The organism is Streptomyces sp. SID12501 (assembly GCF_010550245.1).
GTDB lineage: Bacteria > Actinomycetota > Actinomycetes > Streptomycetales > Streptomycetaceae > Streptomyces.
Genome location: NZ_JAAGLU010000017.1, coordinates 147008 through 160792 on the forward strand (window position 1 = coordinate 147008; position 13785 = coordinate 160792).

The 13785-nt window shown below is 71.7% G+C and carries 11 protein-coding genes and 1 pseudogene; 4 read left to right on the forward strand and 8 right to left on the reverse strand.

From position 1 onward, the window contains the following. Window positions 1-7 precede the first annotated feature (7 nt). The 3 genes from G3I71_RS21825 to xylB form a co-directional block, all read right to left on the reverse strand. Window positions 8-1021 (reverse strand): acetamidase/formamidase family protein, encoded by a 1014-nt coding sequence (locus G3I71_RS21825; RefSeq protein ID WP_164316514.1) that lies wholly within the window; start codon window positions 1019-1021, stop codon window positions 8-10. A gap of 219 nt (window positions 1022-1240) precedes the next feature. Then, window positions 1241-2449, reverse strand: coding sequence for an ROK family transcriptional regulator (locus G3I71_RS21830; protein WP_164316515.1), 1209 nt, complete (start codon window positions 2447-2449; stop codon window positions 1241-1243). 132 nt (window positions 2450-2581) lie between these two features. Continuing rightward, window positions 2582-4027 carry a xylulokinase gene (gene xylB / locus G3I71_RS21835; protein ID WP_164316516.1) on the reverse strand — a complete coding sequence of 482 codons (1446 nt, stop codon included), beginning with the start codon at window positions 4025-4027 and terminating at the stop codon, window positions 2582-2584. A gap of 202 nt (window positions 4028-4229) precedes the next feature. On the opposite strand from xylB, the gene xylA reads away from it, so the two are divergent. Together xylA and G3I71_RS51275 are read left to right on the forward strand one after the other, a co-directional pair. Then, window positions 4230-5396 carry a xylose isomerase gene (gene xylA, locus G3I71_RS21840; RefSeq protein ID WP_164316517.1) on the forward strand — a complete coding sequence of 389 codons (1167 nt, stop codon included), beginning with the start codon at window positions 4230-4232 and terminating at the stop codon, window positions 5394-5396. Between the two features lie 365 nt (window positions 5397-5761). After that, entirely contained in the window at window positions 5762-6454 is a 693-nt protein-coding gene (locus G3I71_RS51275; RefSeq protein ID WP_239149275.1) for a hypothetical protein, read from the forward strand. Between the two features lie 116 nt (window positions 6455-6570). Here the strand turns inward: G3I71_RS51275 and G3I71_RS21850 are convergent, their stop codons facing one another. Further along, complete coding sequence (locus G3I71_RS21850) at window positions 6571-7914, reverse strand: SWF or SNF family helicase (RefSeq protein ID WP_239149276.1); 1344 nt, start codon at window positions 7912-7914, stop codon at window positions 6571-6573. Further along, the gene (locus G3I71_RS21855; protein ID WP_343243030.1) at window positions 7911-10766 is read right to left on the reverse strand and encodes a DEAD/DEAH box helicase; all 2856 of its coding nucleotides are present in this window, start codon (window positions 10764-10766) and stop codon (window positions 7911-7913) included. Before G3I71_RS21855 ends, G3I71_RS21850 begins: the two co-directional genes overlap by 4 nt. A 253-nt stretch (window positions 10767-11019) precedes the next feature. Between G3I71_RS21855 and G3I71_RS51280 the strand changes: the two are divergent. Together G3I71_RS51280 and G3I71_RS21860 are read left to right on the forward strand one after the other, a co-directional pair. Next, a pseudogene (locus G3I71_RS51280) lies at window positions 11020-11177 on the forward strand (acyl-CoA desaturase); the annotation flags it as partial. Window positions 11178-11283: 106 nt separating this feature from the next. Beyond that, window positions 11284-11466: a hypothetical protein gene (locus G3I71_RS21860; RefSeq protein WP_164316518.1), complete on the forward strand. Its 183-nt coding sequence runs from the start codon at window positions 11284-11286 to the stop codon at window positions 11464-11466. Window positions 11467-11591: 125 nt separating this feature from the next. Here the strand turns inward: G3I71_RS21860 and G3I71_RS21865 are convergent, their stop codons facing one another. The 3 genes from G3I71_RS21865 to G3I71_RS21875 all read right to left on the reverse strand — a co-directional run bounded on the left by G3I71_RS21865 (window position 11592) and on the right by G3I71_RS21875 (window position 13695). Next, the gene (locus tag G3I71_RS21865) at window positions 11592-12521 is read right to left on the reverse strand and encodes a hypothetical protein (protein WP_164316519.1); all 930 of its coding nucleotides are present in this window, start codon (window positions 12519-12521) and stop codon (window positions 11592-11594) included. Window positions 12522-12657: 136 nt separating this feature from the next. Then, entirely contained in the window at window positions 12658-12954 is a 297-nt protein-coding gene (locus G3I71_RS21870) for a hypothetical protein (protein ID WP_164316520.1), read from the reverse strand. Window positions 12955-13086: 132 nt separating this feature from the next. Further along, window positions 13087-13695, reverse strand: coding sequence for a class I SAM-dependent methyltransferase (locus G3I71_RS21875; RefSeq protein ID WP_203730995.1), 609 nt, complete (start codon window positions 13693-13695; stop codon window positions 13087-13089). Window positions 13696-13785 lie beyond the last annotated feature (90 nt).

Below are 13785 nucleotides of genomic sequence, written 5' to 3' on the forward strand. Positions count from 1 at the left end.
GTTCGGCTCAACGCTGGAGTGCGGTCGCCGTCTCGCGCAACTGCGCGTGCAGCCCGCGATGGGTCTCGCGGGCGGGCAGCCACTCCTTGCGGATCTTGGCCACGCAGGTGTAGTTGGTGTCGCAGACGTTGGCCAGCGGTGACTCGACGGCCTGCGACGCGAACTGGTACGCGTCCAGTTCACTGAACCCGTAGTCCCGCACCAGCCATCGCACCAGGTCGAGCTGGGATATCCGGAACGCGTCCTCCAACGGCCGTGCCGAACCGGTCGAGATGATGTGCGTGTCGGACTCGATACGCGGCCAGGGGGTGGCAACTCCCTTGAGCAGCTCGACGATCACCACGGTGTTCATCGCACACTCGACGGCGACCCCACAGGTCTCGCCCTCGCCCTGGCGGGCGTGACCGTCACCGAGGCTGAGCAGTGCACCCTCGACGTTCACTCCGAGATAGCAGGTGACACCGGCGCGCATCTCCGGCGTGTCCATGTTCCCGCCGTGCGCGTCGGGAACCAGCGCGGACCGCACCTCCAGGTTGGCGGGCGCCACGCCCACCGTGCCGTGCATCGGGTCCATGGGCAGCTCGATCTCGATGTCGCTGTCCCGCGCGCGGAACAGCGCCGTGCGCCGCGTCCGGTCGAGTTGCCAGATCCAGACCGTCTCCGGCAGCGGTGGCTGCAGCGTGGCCGTGGTGTGGGTGGACGTGAGCGCCCCGAACAACGGGACCGTTGTCGACGCCGCCCAGTCCCGGGCCGGTTCGATGGACACGAAGTGCACCGCGACGGTGTCGCCCGGTTCCGCGCCCTCCACATGGAAGGGGCCTGTCTGCGGGTTCAGGAACGGGAACTCGCACACCTCGGACACCAGATCATTCTCGGAACGCACGCGTCCGGCGAAGCAGTCCTCCGTATACAGGTCGAGGACGGTGCCCGGCGTGATCCGCGCGACGGGCGGCGCGCCGCCGAACGTCCAGGCGTACTCGCCCGGTTCGGGGCGCACGGTCAAGATCCTGGGGTCGGTCATCGCTGCACAGCTCCGTTCTGCGGAAGGTCGGCGGACGGGGCGCACCAACCGGCAACGTGACGGGCTGCGCCTCAGGTGGATCACGCTACGGCGCTTCGCGGTCGGGCAGGAAGGGCCTATGGATTTCGGTGGATGACCGAGTGAATGTGGATAACTCGGCCACTCCAACGAGTGACGGTGGCCTGCTGTGCCGGGGATCGAAGCCGCGGCGGGGGCGACTCAGCCCCGCCCGGCCACCGCCCCCGGATCGTCCAGCACCGCGCGCACCACCGAATGCGCGGCGCCCAGCAGCGGACCCTCGGGTCCCAGCCGCGACACCGAAACCGCACAGGCGGGTCCCGCCGTACGCCGGGCCAGTTCCGCCTCCAGCGACGGCAGCAGCCACGGCGCGAGCCCGGACAGGGCACCGCCCAGGACGACGATCTCGGGGTCCAGCAGATTGACCGCCCCGGTCAGCGCGATACCGAGTGCCGTGCCGGCCTCCTCCAGGGCCCGCCGCACATCCGTGTCGCCCTGGGCGGCGCGTTCCGCGAGCAGCCCGACGCGGTCCTCTCCCGGCTCGACCCCCGCCGATCGCAGGACCGCCTCCTCACCCGCGTACTGCTCCAGGCACCCGCGTCCACCGCACGCGCACTCCGGCCCCTCCGGACGGACCGGCACATGTCCCAACTCGCCCGCGAACCCCCGCGTTCCACGCAGCAGCCGCCCGTCCACGACCACCGCCGCGCCGATGCCGATCTCGGCCGACACATGCAGGAAGTCGGGCGGAGTGCCGTCTCCGAGCCAGAGTTCCGCCAGCGCGCCGAGATTGGCCTCGTTGTCGACGGTCAGCGGGAACACTGCGGGCAGGAGCGCGCCGAGATCCGTGTCGTGCCAGTCGAGGTTGGGGGCGCGGACGACCGTGCGCCCGTCGCGGGCCACGAGCCCCGGCACGGCGACCGCGAGACCGGCCGGCCACAGGCCCTCGCGCTCCACCTCGGCGATCACCTCTCGCACCAACCCGGTCAGTTCCTCGATCACCGGTTCGGGGGAGCGCCCGCGGTTGGCGCCGTGGCGCACGGCGCGCGCCCGCACCGCGCCCCGCAGATCGACCGCGCAGACCGCGAGATGGTCGACACCGACCTCCGCGCCGATCCCGGCGGGACCACGCCCGCTCACGGCGAGCGCCGACCCGGGGCGCCCGACCCGGCCGGGCCGCTCGGGGCCCAGCTCTTCGAGCAGCCCGGAGCGGATCAGTTCGTCCACGAGCGTCGAGACCGCCGCCCGGGTCAGCCCGATGCGTGAGGCGACCCCGGCACGGGACAGCTGCCCCTCGGCGCTGACGGTGTGCATCACGCGCGCGAGGTTGCGGCGGCGCATGCCTTGCTGCGTATCGGGCAGCCGGGCGCCGGCGCCGGGCGGACGGGCCTCGTGCAGCGGTGCGGTCATGCCTCCGTCAGTCCTCGGTCGGTGTCCGTGAGCCGACGTTCGCGGACATACGTACGTCCGCGTCAGGGGCGGTCGGCGTCCTTCGGCGGAAGTCGGTTCGGCTCCGTCGGTTCGTGTTCGTCCCTCGGACCGTCAGACGGCGTCCGTCCCCCGTTCCAGCAGCGGCGATGCGTCGGAGAGTACCCCGGCGATCCGGTCCAGCGTCGCCTGGTCCCGCTCCACCGCGTCCAGTACCGGCCCCCGGGCCGTGTCCCAGCGGCGGGCCACCGCGGCCGGGTCCTCGCCGGTCAGCAGGCCCGCCGCCTGTGCCGCGGCGCCGAGCGCGACCAGTTCCTTGGCCTCGGGCACCTGGACGGGCCGCCCGGACAGCCGGCGTACGGTCTCCTGCCAGGCCGTACCGCGCGCGCCGCCGCCGATCAGCAGCAGCGGTGCCGAGCGGTCCGCATCCGCGTCGAGCACCAGATCGAGGGCGCCGAGAAGCGAGTGCACCGCCCCGTCGTACGCGGCCTGGAGCAGTTGTCCGCCCGTCGTGTCGTGACGAAGCCCGTGCAGCAGCCCCGAGGCACCCGGCAGGTTGGGCGTGCGCTCGCCGTCCAGGTAGGGCAGGAGGGTGACGGCCGTACCGGGTTCGACGGCCTCGCGGTCCAGGCCGAGCAGGGTCGCGACGCGGTCGACAGCGAGCGTGCAGTTGAGCGTGCAGGCCAGCGGCAGCCAGTCGCCGCGTGCGTCGGCGAAGCCCGCGACGGTGCCGGTCGGGTCGGCGGGCCGGTGCGTCGAGACCGCGTACACCGTGCCCGACGTGCCGAGGCTCAGTACCGGAGTGCCGGGGCGCAGACCGAGGCCCAGCGCGGCTGCGGCGTTGTCCCCGGTGCCCGCGGCGACCAGGGTGCCCTTGGAGAAGGGCAGATCATGGCCGTCACGGACGGTCCCGGCGACCTCACCCGGCCGGACCACCCGCGGCAGCAGCGCGGGGTCGAGCCCCACGTGCGCGAGCACCTCCGCGTCGTAGGCCTCCGTCCCGGACGCCCACCAGCCCGTGCCGGAGGCGTCGCCGCGGTCGGTGGTGCCCTGGCCCGTGAGACGCTCGGTGAGGTAGTCGTGGGGGAGCCGTACGGCCTTGACGGCGCGAACCGCCTCCGGCTCGTGCTCCGCCAGCCAGGCCCACTTCGTGACGGTGAAGGAGGCTCCCGGGACGCTTCCGGTGCGCTCCGCCCAGGTCTTCGCGCCGCCGAGTTCCTCGACCAGCCGACGGGCCTGGGGTGCCGAGCGAACGTCGTTCCACAGCAGCGCCGGACGAACCGGCTCGCCGTGGGCGTCCAGGGTGACGAGCCCGTGCTGCTGGCCGCCGATCGACACGGCGGCGGCCTCGCGTGCCGCGTCACCGCATTGGCTCAGTGCCTCGCACAGGGCGTTCCACCACTGCCGCGGGTCGCTCTCGCGGCCTGCCCCGGTGGTGACGGTGTGCGGTGCCTGGCCGCTCGCCACGACCTGCCCGGTGGCCGCGTCGACGACCAGCGCCTTGGTGGACTGGGTCGACGTGTCCACGCCGACGACGAGCGGACCCTCGGCTGCTGACATCGGGTTCTCCCTCTTCCGCGGCTTCGCGGGATCTGGCCTGGTGTTTTCCGGTGCTTGTCCGGGTCGCGGCGACCCGTCCCCACCCTCAGTCTCTGCTCAGGGAAACGTTTCAGGGACACGTTGTCTCTTCCCAGAGATGCTTCCGCATACTAATTTGTAAACTGCCATGACGAAATAGTCGGAGCAAGCAAGGAGCCGCGGCATGAACTACCAGCCCACCCCCGAGGACAGGTTCACCTTCGGCCTGTGGACCGTCGGCTGGCAGGGACGGGACCCGTTCGGTGACGCCACCCGCCGTGCCCTCGACCCGGTCGAGACAGTGCAGCGTCTGTCCGAGCTCGGTGCACACGGAGTGACCTTCCACGACGACGACCTGATTCCCTTCGGGTCCTCGGACGCCGAGCGCGAGTCGCACATCAAGCGCTTCCGCCAAGCCCTCGACGCGACCGGCATGAAGGTGCCGATGGCCACTACCAACCTCTTCACGCACCCCGTCTTCAAGGACGGCGCGTTCACCGCCAACGACCGTGAGGTCCGCCGCTACGCGCTGCGCAAGACGATCCGCAACATCGACCTCGCGGTCGAACTCGGCGCGGAGACCTACGTGGCCTGGGGTGGCCGGGAAGGCGCCGAGTCCGGCGCCGCCAAGGACGTACGGGTCGCGCTCGACCGTATGAAGGAGGCCTTCGACCTCCTCGGCGAGTACGTGATCTCTCAGGGCTACGACCTGAAGTTCGCGATCGAGCCCAAGCCCAACGAGCCGCGCGGCGACATCCTGCTGCCGACGGTCGGCCACGCCCTGGCCTTCATCGAGCGCCTGGAGCGCCCGGAGATGTACGGCGTCAACCCCGAGGTCGGCCACGAGCAGATGGCCGGGCTGAACTTCCCGCACGGCATCGCCCAGGCCCTGTGGGCGGGCAAGCTCTTCCACATCGACCTCAACGGTCAGTCCGGCATCAAGTACGACCAGGACCTGCGCTTCGGCGCCGGTGACCTGCGTGCCGCCTTCTGGCTGGTCGACCTCCTGGAGATCGCCGGTTACGCGGGTCCGAAGCACTTCGACTTCAAGCCGCCGCGGACCGAGGACCTCGACGGCGTGTGGGCTTCGGCGGCCGGATGCATGCGCAACTACCTCATCCTGAAGGAGCGGACGGCCGCCTTCCGCGCCGACCCGGAGGTCCAGGCGGCGCTGCGCGCCTCGCGTCTGGACGAGCTGGCGCAGCAGACGGCGGCGGACGGTCTGGCGGGCCTGCTCGCGGACCGCTCGGCCTTCGAGGAGTTCGACGTGGAGGCGACGGCCGCGCGCGGGATGGCCTTCGAGCAGCTCGACCAGCTGGCCATGGATCATCTGCTGGGCGCGCGAGGTTGAGTCGTGAGCCGGGGGTGCCTGTCCACCGATGGGCGTCCCCGGTCACTGGCGCATACAACTGTGCCCCGGTTGATCCCCTGTGACCGGACCTGACGCGGATTTCTCCGGAATGGTGCGATCCATGGCATGAGTCCGTATCAACTTCCGTGTGGGGGTCGCGGGCTGACCGGTTCGCGGCGAGTCTTGGCGGTATGGCCATGCCACCCGTACCGCCTCAGCCGCCCGGGCCACCGGGAGACAGTCCGCCTCCGGGCGGTGGCTTCGGCCCGCCCTCCGGGGGAGGCTACGGAAGCGGTGGCTTCGGCCCTCCTCCTGGAGGCTACGGACCGCCTACGCAGGGCGGCGGGGGCTGGCTGCCTCCGCCGGTGCCGCCCGAACCGCCCGACGGCCAGGGCGGTCACCGAAGCCCCGGCAGGCGTCCGAGCCCTCTGTTCATCCTGCTCGCAGCGGTCGTCGCGGTCGGAGTCGTCGTCGTGGTGGTGCTCATGTTCTCTGGAGGCGACGGCACCCCGGACAAGAACCCGCCCGGAAGCAGTCGGAGCTCAAGCGGAACCCCCGAGCCGTCGTTCGGCATCCCGACCGAACTGCCCACCAGGCTTCCCACCAAACTGCCCACGTTGCCTTCCGGGCTTCCGTCCGAGTTCCCCACCGACCTGCCGTCCGAGTTCCCGAGCGACCTGGAGTCGCTCATCCCGCTGGCCGGCGACGAAGTGCCGTACTACATGCTGCGAACCGGCGACTGCTTCAACGCCGATGCCGCCCATCCCGGACAGGCCGCGAAGCGCGCCTGCGCGGATCCGCATGACGCCGAGGTCGTGAAGGTGGCCGAACTCGAAGGCGGTTACGCGACGGACGCCGCACTGAAGAACGCCGCCTATGCCCTGTGTCGGCCAACCCTGGAACGCGAGGCGGCAGAACAGCCCGCAGGTAGCGTCCAGGGCAGCCTGGTGCAGTATCCGGACACCACGGGCTACCGGGTGGGCATCGACAACGTCGCGTGCAGCCTGGCCGGTGACCTCGGCCCCGACACCCGGAAACTCACCACACCACTGACCTGACGGCCCGGCGGATCGAGATCCACGCGTGCGTGCCGCTCGTCGGGTCGCCTTCTCCCGGTCTGAACCGGCAGGAATGGCGGCCCGACCCGTCGCACTCCTCCCCTTTCGCGAGGTCCCTAAAGGGATTCCTCCTCAGCTGTGCGCCCCATCGAGGCCAGCGCGGTCCCCGGGTCCTGAGCTGCCCGTCCGGCGAGCACCCAACGGCCACTCTGCTTCCGATACGGCCACCAGCGACCGTCACGCCCCAGACGCAGCTGGCTGCCCGCGCCGACCACCGTCCACCGGTTGCGGGCAGCCCGCAGCACCGGCCGCTCGTCCTCGTCCCAGGCCGAGTCGAGCGCGGTACGCGCGCGTGCGAGCACCTCGCCCTCGACCGTCCACTCCTCCTCCAGGACCGACAACGCCGCCGCGCCACCGGACCGCCAGGCGCAGACGGCCGACGCCAACTGCTCCCGGCCGCGCCCCGATCCCACCGCGAGCCGGTCCGAAACGGTCTCCGAAGGGCTGTCCACGGCCAGTCGAACCGCGTCCTGAGTCATCGTCAACTCCGCCTCGACCGGCCGCTGTCCATGACCGGCCCCGAGCGCCTCGGCGAGCAGCCGATGTGCCTCCACGGCCGTCCGCGCGGCCAGGAACTCCAGCGCGCCGGCGTCCACCCCGGGCGCGGGCGGAACGTCGGTGTCCAGGGTCGGCGGTGCCCCGGGCGCATCGGGCAGCGGAGGCAGAGCGGGCAGCGCCTGGAGGATGTCCCCGGCCTCGTACGCCTCTGCCGCGTCCACGCCCTCCGGCCCGGCGGACCCGTCGGCGGGCACAGCGCCACGGCTCTGTACGTCGTCCAGCAGGGCGCGTTCGCCGCGTCCCCTCATCAGCAGCAGGACGAAGGGGTCCTGGTCCAGCAGCCGCGCCACCTGGTAACAGAGAGCGGCCGTATGGCCGCAGTGGTCCCAGGCGCCGCAGTCGCACTCCGGCTCCAGATCACCTATGCCGGGCAGGAGTTCGACTCCGGCGGCAGCGGAGTCCTCCACCAGGTGCGGGGGCATGTCCCGGTCGAGCAGGGCCGCGATGTGGCCGGCCCGCTCGACCGCCATGTCCAGAAAGCGGTCCCACTGTTCGTCGGACAGCTCCTGCAGCAGGACGTCGGAGCGGTGCGTGGTGAGGTCGCGGTCCTGGACGACGGCGGTGATGCGTCCCGGGCGTACCGACACGGCGCCCACGGCTCCCGCGCGCGCGAGCCGGCGGCCCGCCCGCACCTGTTCCGAGTCCAGCGCCGCGTCCTCCAGAGACTTCAGCCAGGCACGCCCCCACCACGTGTCGGCGAAACCGCGCCCTTGTGGGGGAGGCAGCGCGGCGAACGTGCGCTCCGGGTCGGCGTCGGGCGCGTCACTCCCGTACGCCTCGCTGTCGTAGTCGTCACCGCTGTGCCCGTCGCCGTTGTGCTGGTCACTGCCGTGCTGATTCATCGCGCGTCCCCTCGAAGCCGCACCAGGTCGGCCAGTTCGGTGTCCGTGAGTTCCGTGAGCGCGGCCTCGCCGGAGCCGAGCACCGCGTCGGCCAGTGCCCGCTTGCGGTTCAGCATCTCGGCGATGCGGTCCTCGATCGTGCCCTCGGCGATCAGCCGGTGCACCTGCACGGGGCGGCTCTGGCCGATGCGGTACGCGCGGTCCGTGGCCTGGGCCTCGACCGCGGGGTTCCACCAGCGGTCGTAGTGCACGACGTGCTCGGCCCTGGTCAGGTTCAGGCCCGTGCCGGCGGCCTTCAACGACAGCAGGAAGACGGGTACTTCACCCTCCTGGAAACGCTCCACCATCGCCTCGCGTTCCGCGACGGGCGTGCCGCCGTGGAGGAACTGTGTGGGCACTCCGCGTGCCGCCAGATGCTGTTCCAGGAGCCGCGCCATTTGCACGTACTGGGTGAAGACCAGAACGCTCGCTCCCTCGGAGAGGATGGTGTCGAGCAACTCGTCCAGCAGCTCCAGTTTCCCGGAGCGTCCCGCGATTTTCGGTCGGTCCTCCTTGAGGAACTGCGCCGGATGGTTGCAAATCTGCTTCAGGCCGGTCAGCAGCTTCACGATCAGCCCGCGCCGCACCATGTTGTCGGCGCCGGAGATCTCCGCGAGCGTCTCCCGCACCACGGCTTCGTACAACCCTGCCTGCTCCCTGGTGAGTGACACGGCACGGTCGGTCTCCGTCTTCGGCGGCAGCTCGGGAGCGATACCCGGGTCCGACTTGCGCCGCCGCAGCAGGAACGGGCGTACGAGCCGGGTCAGACGTTCGGCGGCGGCCGGGTCCTGACCGCCCTCGACGGACTGCGCGTACCGCGAGCGGAATGTGCCGAGTCGGCCCAGCAGTCCCGGAGTCGTCCAGTCGAGGATCGCCCACAGTTCCGACAGGTTGTTCTCCACGGGGGTGCCGGTGAGCGCCACGCGTGCGCGTGCACCGATGGAACGCAGCTCCCGGGCCGTCTCCGAGTACGGGTTCTTGACGTGCTGGGCCTCGTCCGCCACGACCATGCCCCACGGCACCTCGGCCAGCCGCCGCGCGTCCAGGCGCATCGTGCCGTACGTGGTGAGCACGAACTCGCCGTCGGCCAGTGCCTCCAGACTGCGCCGGGACCCGTGGAAGCGGCTTACGGGCGTACCGGGCGCGAACCGTTCGATCTCGCGCTGCCAGTTGCCCATCAGGGACGTCGGACAGACGACGAGCGTGGGCCCCGCTGCCGACGCGTCGGTCTGCCGGTGCAGATGCAACGCGATCAACGTGATCGTCTTGCCGAGTCCCATGTCGTCGGCCAGACAGCAGCCGAGGCCCAGGGATGTCATCCGGGCCAGCCAGTTGAGGCCCCGCAGCTGGTAGTCGCGCAGTGTGGCGGCGAGCGCGGCAGGCTGACCGACAGGGTCCTGTGCGTCCGGGTCCGAGATACGGTCCCGCAAGGCCGCCAGCCACCCGGTGGGCCGCACCTCGACCGGGCGGCCGTCGACCTCGGTGGAGCCTGTCAGAGCGGCGCTGAGGGCGTCGACGGGGGTGATCTTGCGGTCCTGCTGCGCGTGGGCGCGGCGCACCTCGCGAGGGTCGACGAGGACCCACTGGTCACGCAGGCGGACCACGGGGCGGTTCGCCTCGGCGAGCCGGTCCAGCTCTTCGCGCGTGAGCTGCTGGTCGCCCAGTGCGAACCACCAGTTGAAGGCGAGGAGCGCGTCGGCGGACAGGAACGACGGCGTGTCCGACGGGACCTTCTCGGGGCCCGTGCCGTCGTCGGGCGGGCCGACGACCGCGCGGGCCGTCAGCTTGCGGGCCAGCTCCTTGGGCCAGTGCACCTCGACCCCGGCGGCGGAAAGGGTGCGGGCGCCTTCCCCGAGCAGTTCACTGACCTCTTCGTCGGCCAGGTCGACGGCGTCCGGCACGGCGGCCGAGAGCAGAGGAGCGAGCGGTGGCCAGGTCCGGGCCGCACGGCGCAGCGTGAGCAGGGCGTCCATCCGCGCCCGCGGGCCGAAGGTGCGGCCGGGGGCGGCGGCCGAAGCCCACACGTCGGCCGCGTCCGCGACCAGTCCGGGCTCGCTCACGCTGTGTACCTGGAGTACGGCCCGGAACCGCAGTGCCGTCTCGTCCGGCCCGGCCGACGCCAGCCCCGGTACCTCCACCCGCAGTGAGATCCGTACGCCCGCGTCGTGCCCGGCGGCGACCTCGGAGGCCCACACGCGCTGCTCCGGCACGTGCTGCGGTTCCCGCACCGCGTAGGCCGCCCCGCCCGCGGCGAGCGAGGCGGCGGGGGAGCGGGGGAGCGTGTCGGCCACGGCGTCCAGGAAGGCGCGCAGCAGCCGCTCCGGGTCGGGCAACCGTGGCGGCTCCGTCCCCTCCAAGGGCACGGCATGCGCTTCCGGGGGCATCGCGAAGGCGAGTTCGCGGAGGCGCTCCAGGTCCGGCGCGCCGAGCGGTCCGGCCCGCCAGGCGTCGTGATCCTCCGCGGAGACGCCGGGCAACAGCAGTCCGCGCGCGGCCAGTTGCAGGGCGAGAACGGCGGCCGTACCCCAGAACGCCGTCGCCCTGTGGCCCTGTGCGGCGCCACGCGCCCGCGTGAGGACCGGCAACGCCTCACGCACCGGGAGCAGCACGGCGGTCACCCGTGCCGGTGCGACACCACGGTCGCCTTCCAGGATCACGGTCAGGTCGCCGACGGTTCCTGCGGCGACGGCGGGCGGCGCGTCTCCCTCGGGCCGCCAGAACGCGACCAGGCCGGCGCGGGCCGGATCGCCGGGCACGAACACGGCGCAGCAGCGGGACAGTTCGGCGATCTCGGAGGGGGTTGCCGCGGGAATCCTCTGTACAGCGATGGCCGCATTCCTCAAAGTTGACTACTGGAGTTCGAGTCGCCGAGGGTACAGCACCCCGGCGACCTGCCCGACATCGCTTAGTGGTGACCCAGGTCACCACTCCCAGGGGTGTCTGCAACCCCCTGGCGGTAGCGGCCGTACCTCCCCCATGGACGCGGGTGGTGGCGTCATGGTCGCCAGGGGTGGCCAAGTCGTACGTTTCGTCGGGTCGGCCCGACCCCCGAAGAGACCCCGGAGCCCGACCATGCCCCGCCCGCATCTGCGGCTCGCAGGCCGACGGTGCGCTCCTACTGCCGTGATCTGGGTATTCCCTATACGGAGACGCGGCTCGTCGATTCGTACCGGCAGACCCGGCGGCACATGTACGAGGTGGGAGAGTCCCTCAGGGGCGAGTAGGGGTCGAGTCTCAGGGACGTCTCAGGGTCGCGGTCCGGAACTGTGGGAGGCGCGGACCCGTTTTTCATGGCAGAGAGCGGCACTGGCCGCGAAGGAGGCGACACTCATGTCGAGGAACGCGAAGATCGCCGCAGGGGGCGTGGCAGCCGGGATCATCCTGTGGATCTGGTTGCCCTGGTGGGCCGCGCTGCTGATAGTGCTGGGAGTCCCGGCGGCCGCCTATCTCGCACTGGACCCCGCACAGCGGCGGAGGCTGCGCCGCGTCACACGCAAGGAGATCGGCCGCTGAGGCGGCGCCATTCGATGCCGCGCGGGGCGCACTCCGGCTGACACCCCGCGTGGCCCGCAGCGCGATCGCCTTGCCGAACGCCGCCCGGAACCACAGGGATCCGGGCGGCGTTCGGCCGGTGGGGTTCAGCTGGGGCGTACGGCCATCTTGTCGAGCGCTTCGAGGAGTCCGGGCAGCTCCGGCCCCCGGCCCACCGGCAGCACCTCTCCGGGCTCCTCGTCGAGCAGGACGAAGGCGATGTCGTCGGTCCTGGCGACCATCGACCAGCCGGGACCGTCGGCGCGCAGTGTCCGCGCGTCGCCCGGAGCGAAGGAGGAGCGGACGCGGCCGAGGGGCGGAGGGGTCTCCACATACGCGCGTGCCTCCGCGAGGACGCGCCGGATGCCGGCCCTGGGCCGGCTCACGGCGTCCTCGGCCCGCCCAGGGGTGTCCTCGGGCGGGGTCTCGGCGTCCCCAGCCGAGTCTGTTGCGCCCGCAGCCCGGTCCGTGTCCGCCCCGGCCCCGTCCGGCTCGCCCTCGGGCGCCGCTGACCTGCCACCACCCGGAAGGGTGAAGTCCTTGTCGCTGAGCTGCTCCCGCCAGATCACCCACTGGCGCGCGATCTCGTCGGCGCCCAGACGCCGCTGCGCCGGCCCCCACGAGGTGGTGTCCGGCGGAGCGAGTGGCGGCCGGTCCGTGAGTTCGGGGCCCGGGTCGTGCGGGGCGGGCACGTCGGGAGCCGCGACGGCGACCGCGAGAGGCCAGCCGGGCAGGGCCGCGACGACCGTGTGCTCCTCCGGCGACAGGTCGTACTCCATGCCGCAGTCCCACGACGCGATCGCGACCGCGACCAGGGAGACGTCGTCGATGGCAACCGTCCACCGCGCGCCGTCCCCGTCCTGGCCGAGCACCAGCCCGTACCCGTCGGCGAGAGGCGCCAGGCCGAGCGCCGCGCATGCCTCCGGATAGTCGTCGCCCAGCACGCTCGGGAACTGCGCGGGCGTCAGCAGCATCGCCGTGAGCACATAGAGCGCGTCGTCCGCGGTGGCGACGGCTCCCTCGTCCGTCTCTGCCATCCCAGCCTCCCCATCTGTTCGTCCATCGGCGCGCACCCTAATCCGATCCGAAGGCCGTTGTCACGACTCCCACCCGGCCCGGAGCTGCTGTTTTCCTGCCGGACAGGGGGGAATCGACCGGATGTACCCGCTTCGGTCAGGTCGTCGGCAGTCCGAGAAGTTCCCGGGCGACCGTCCGCGGCGACACATCGCGCTCTCTGGCCAGGGCGATGACGGCACGGCACGCCAGCTCGTTCACCCCGAACGACAGTGCCTCCGGCGACACCCAGGCCACGGCTTCGTCCATCTGGTCCTGGTCGTCCTCCGCGCACGCCGACACATACACAGCGGCGGCCTCGAAGAGATTGTGCGGGCGCTTCTCCCGCCCCGAGCTCGCTTCCGAGCGCCAGGAACGGAGAAAGCCGGTGAACGATTTTTGGATACCGCCGAACATGCGGACCACCTTCCCCCTGCGTGGTTGCCACGGTTGATCGTTCATCTGCTGCTGTCCAACGTAGAGACGGAGTTCCGGCAACAGAAGAGGGCAGGTGCGGTGAGGGGCCCAGTACTCCGACGACCGCCAGGCTCAGACCGGTCGCACGGCCAGCGCCAGAAACCGTGCGTCCTCGTCCACGTACGACGTCATCCGCCACCCGGAACCGGCGAGCAGCGGACCGAGACTGGCCTCCGCGCGCAGGTCCGCGGGGGTGATCCTGCGGCCCTGCCGGGCGGCGAGAGCGGCTCTGCCGATCGGGTGGAACAGCGCCAGGGTGCCGCCGGGGCGTACCACGCGCGCGAGTTCCCGCAGATTCTCGCCGGGCTGCGGCAGGTGCGCGATCAGGCCCGCCGCGAACACGGCGTCGAGGGACTCCGAACGCAGCGGAAGAGCAGCCGCGTCGGCGAGCAGCAGCTGCCCGTCGCGGCCCCGTCCTGCTCGTACGGCGGCCTCCAGCATGGCCGGGGTCAGATCCGCCCCCAGAACCACTCCCGAGGGCCCCACGGCGTCACGCAGCGGCGCCAGGGCCCGCCCGGTGCCACAGCCCGCGTCCAGCACACGGGCCCCCTCGCGCAGCCGCAACTCGGCGACCGCGGCGGCGTAAGCGGGTCCGTCGTCCGGGAACCTGCTGTCCCAGTGGGCCGCGCGGGCGGCGAAGAACTCCTGGACGTGTGTGTGGTCGTCACTCATGTTCCGCATGATCCCGCACGGACGAGAAGTACCCCGCGGCGCACACGTTCGAGCGGGACGCGATCGTTCAGGCGCCATTCCCTGCCATATTTCAATACC

Excerpts from the sequence above, each read along its gene's own strand:
- G3I71_RS21825 (WP_164316514.1), bottom strand. The coding sequence starts at position 1,021 with ATGACCGACCCCAGGATCTTGACCGTGCGCCCCGAACCGGGCGAGTAC.
- G3I71_RS21830 (WP_164316515.1), bottom strand. The coding sequence starts at position 2,449 with ATGACCGCACCGCTGCACGAGGCCCGTCCGCCCGGCGCCGGCGCCCGG.
- xylB (WP_164316516.1), bottom strand. The coding sequence starts at position 4,027 with ATGTCAGCAGCCGAGGGTCCGCTCGTCGTCGGCGTGGACACGTCGACC.
- xylA (WP_164316517.1), top strand. The coding sequence starts at position 4,230 with ATGAACTACCAGCCCACCCCCGAGGACAGGTTCACCTTCGGCCTGTGG.
- G3I71_RS21850 (WP_239149276.1), bottom strand. The coding sequence starts at position 7,914 with ATGAATCAGCACGGCAGTGACCAGCACAACGGCGACGGGCACAGCGGT.
- G3I71_RS21860 (WP_164316518.1), top strand. The coding sequence starts at position 11,284 with ATGTCGAGGAACGCGAAGATCGCCGCAGGGGGCGTGGCAGCCGGGATC.
- G3I71_RS21865 (WP_164316519.1), bottom strand. The coding sequence starts at position 12,521 with ATGGCAGAGACGGACGAGGGAGCCGTCGCCACCGCGGACGACGCGCTC.
- G3I71_RS21870 (WP_164316520.1), bottom strand. The coding sequence starts at position 12,954 with ATGTTCGGCGGTATCCAAAAATCGTTCACCGGCTTTCTCCGTTCCTGG.
- G3I71_RS21875 (WP_203730995.1), bottom strand. The coding sequence starts at position 13,695 with ATGCGGAACATGAGTGACGACCACACACACGTCCAGGAGTTCTTCGCC.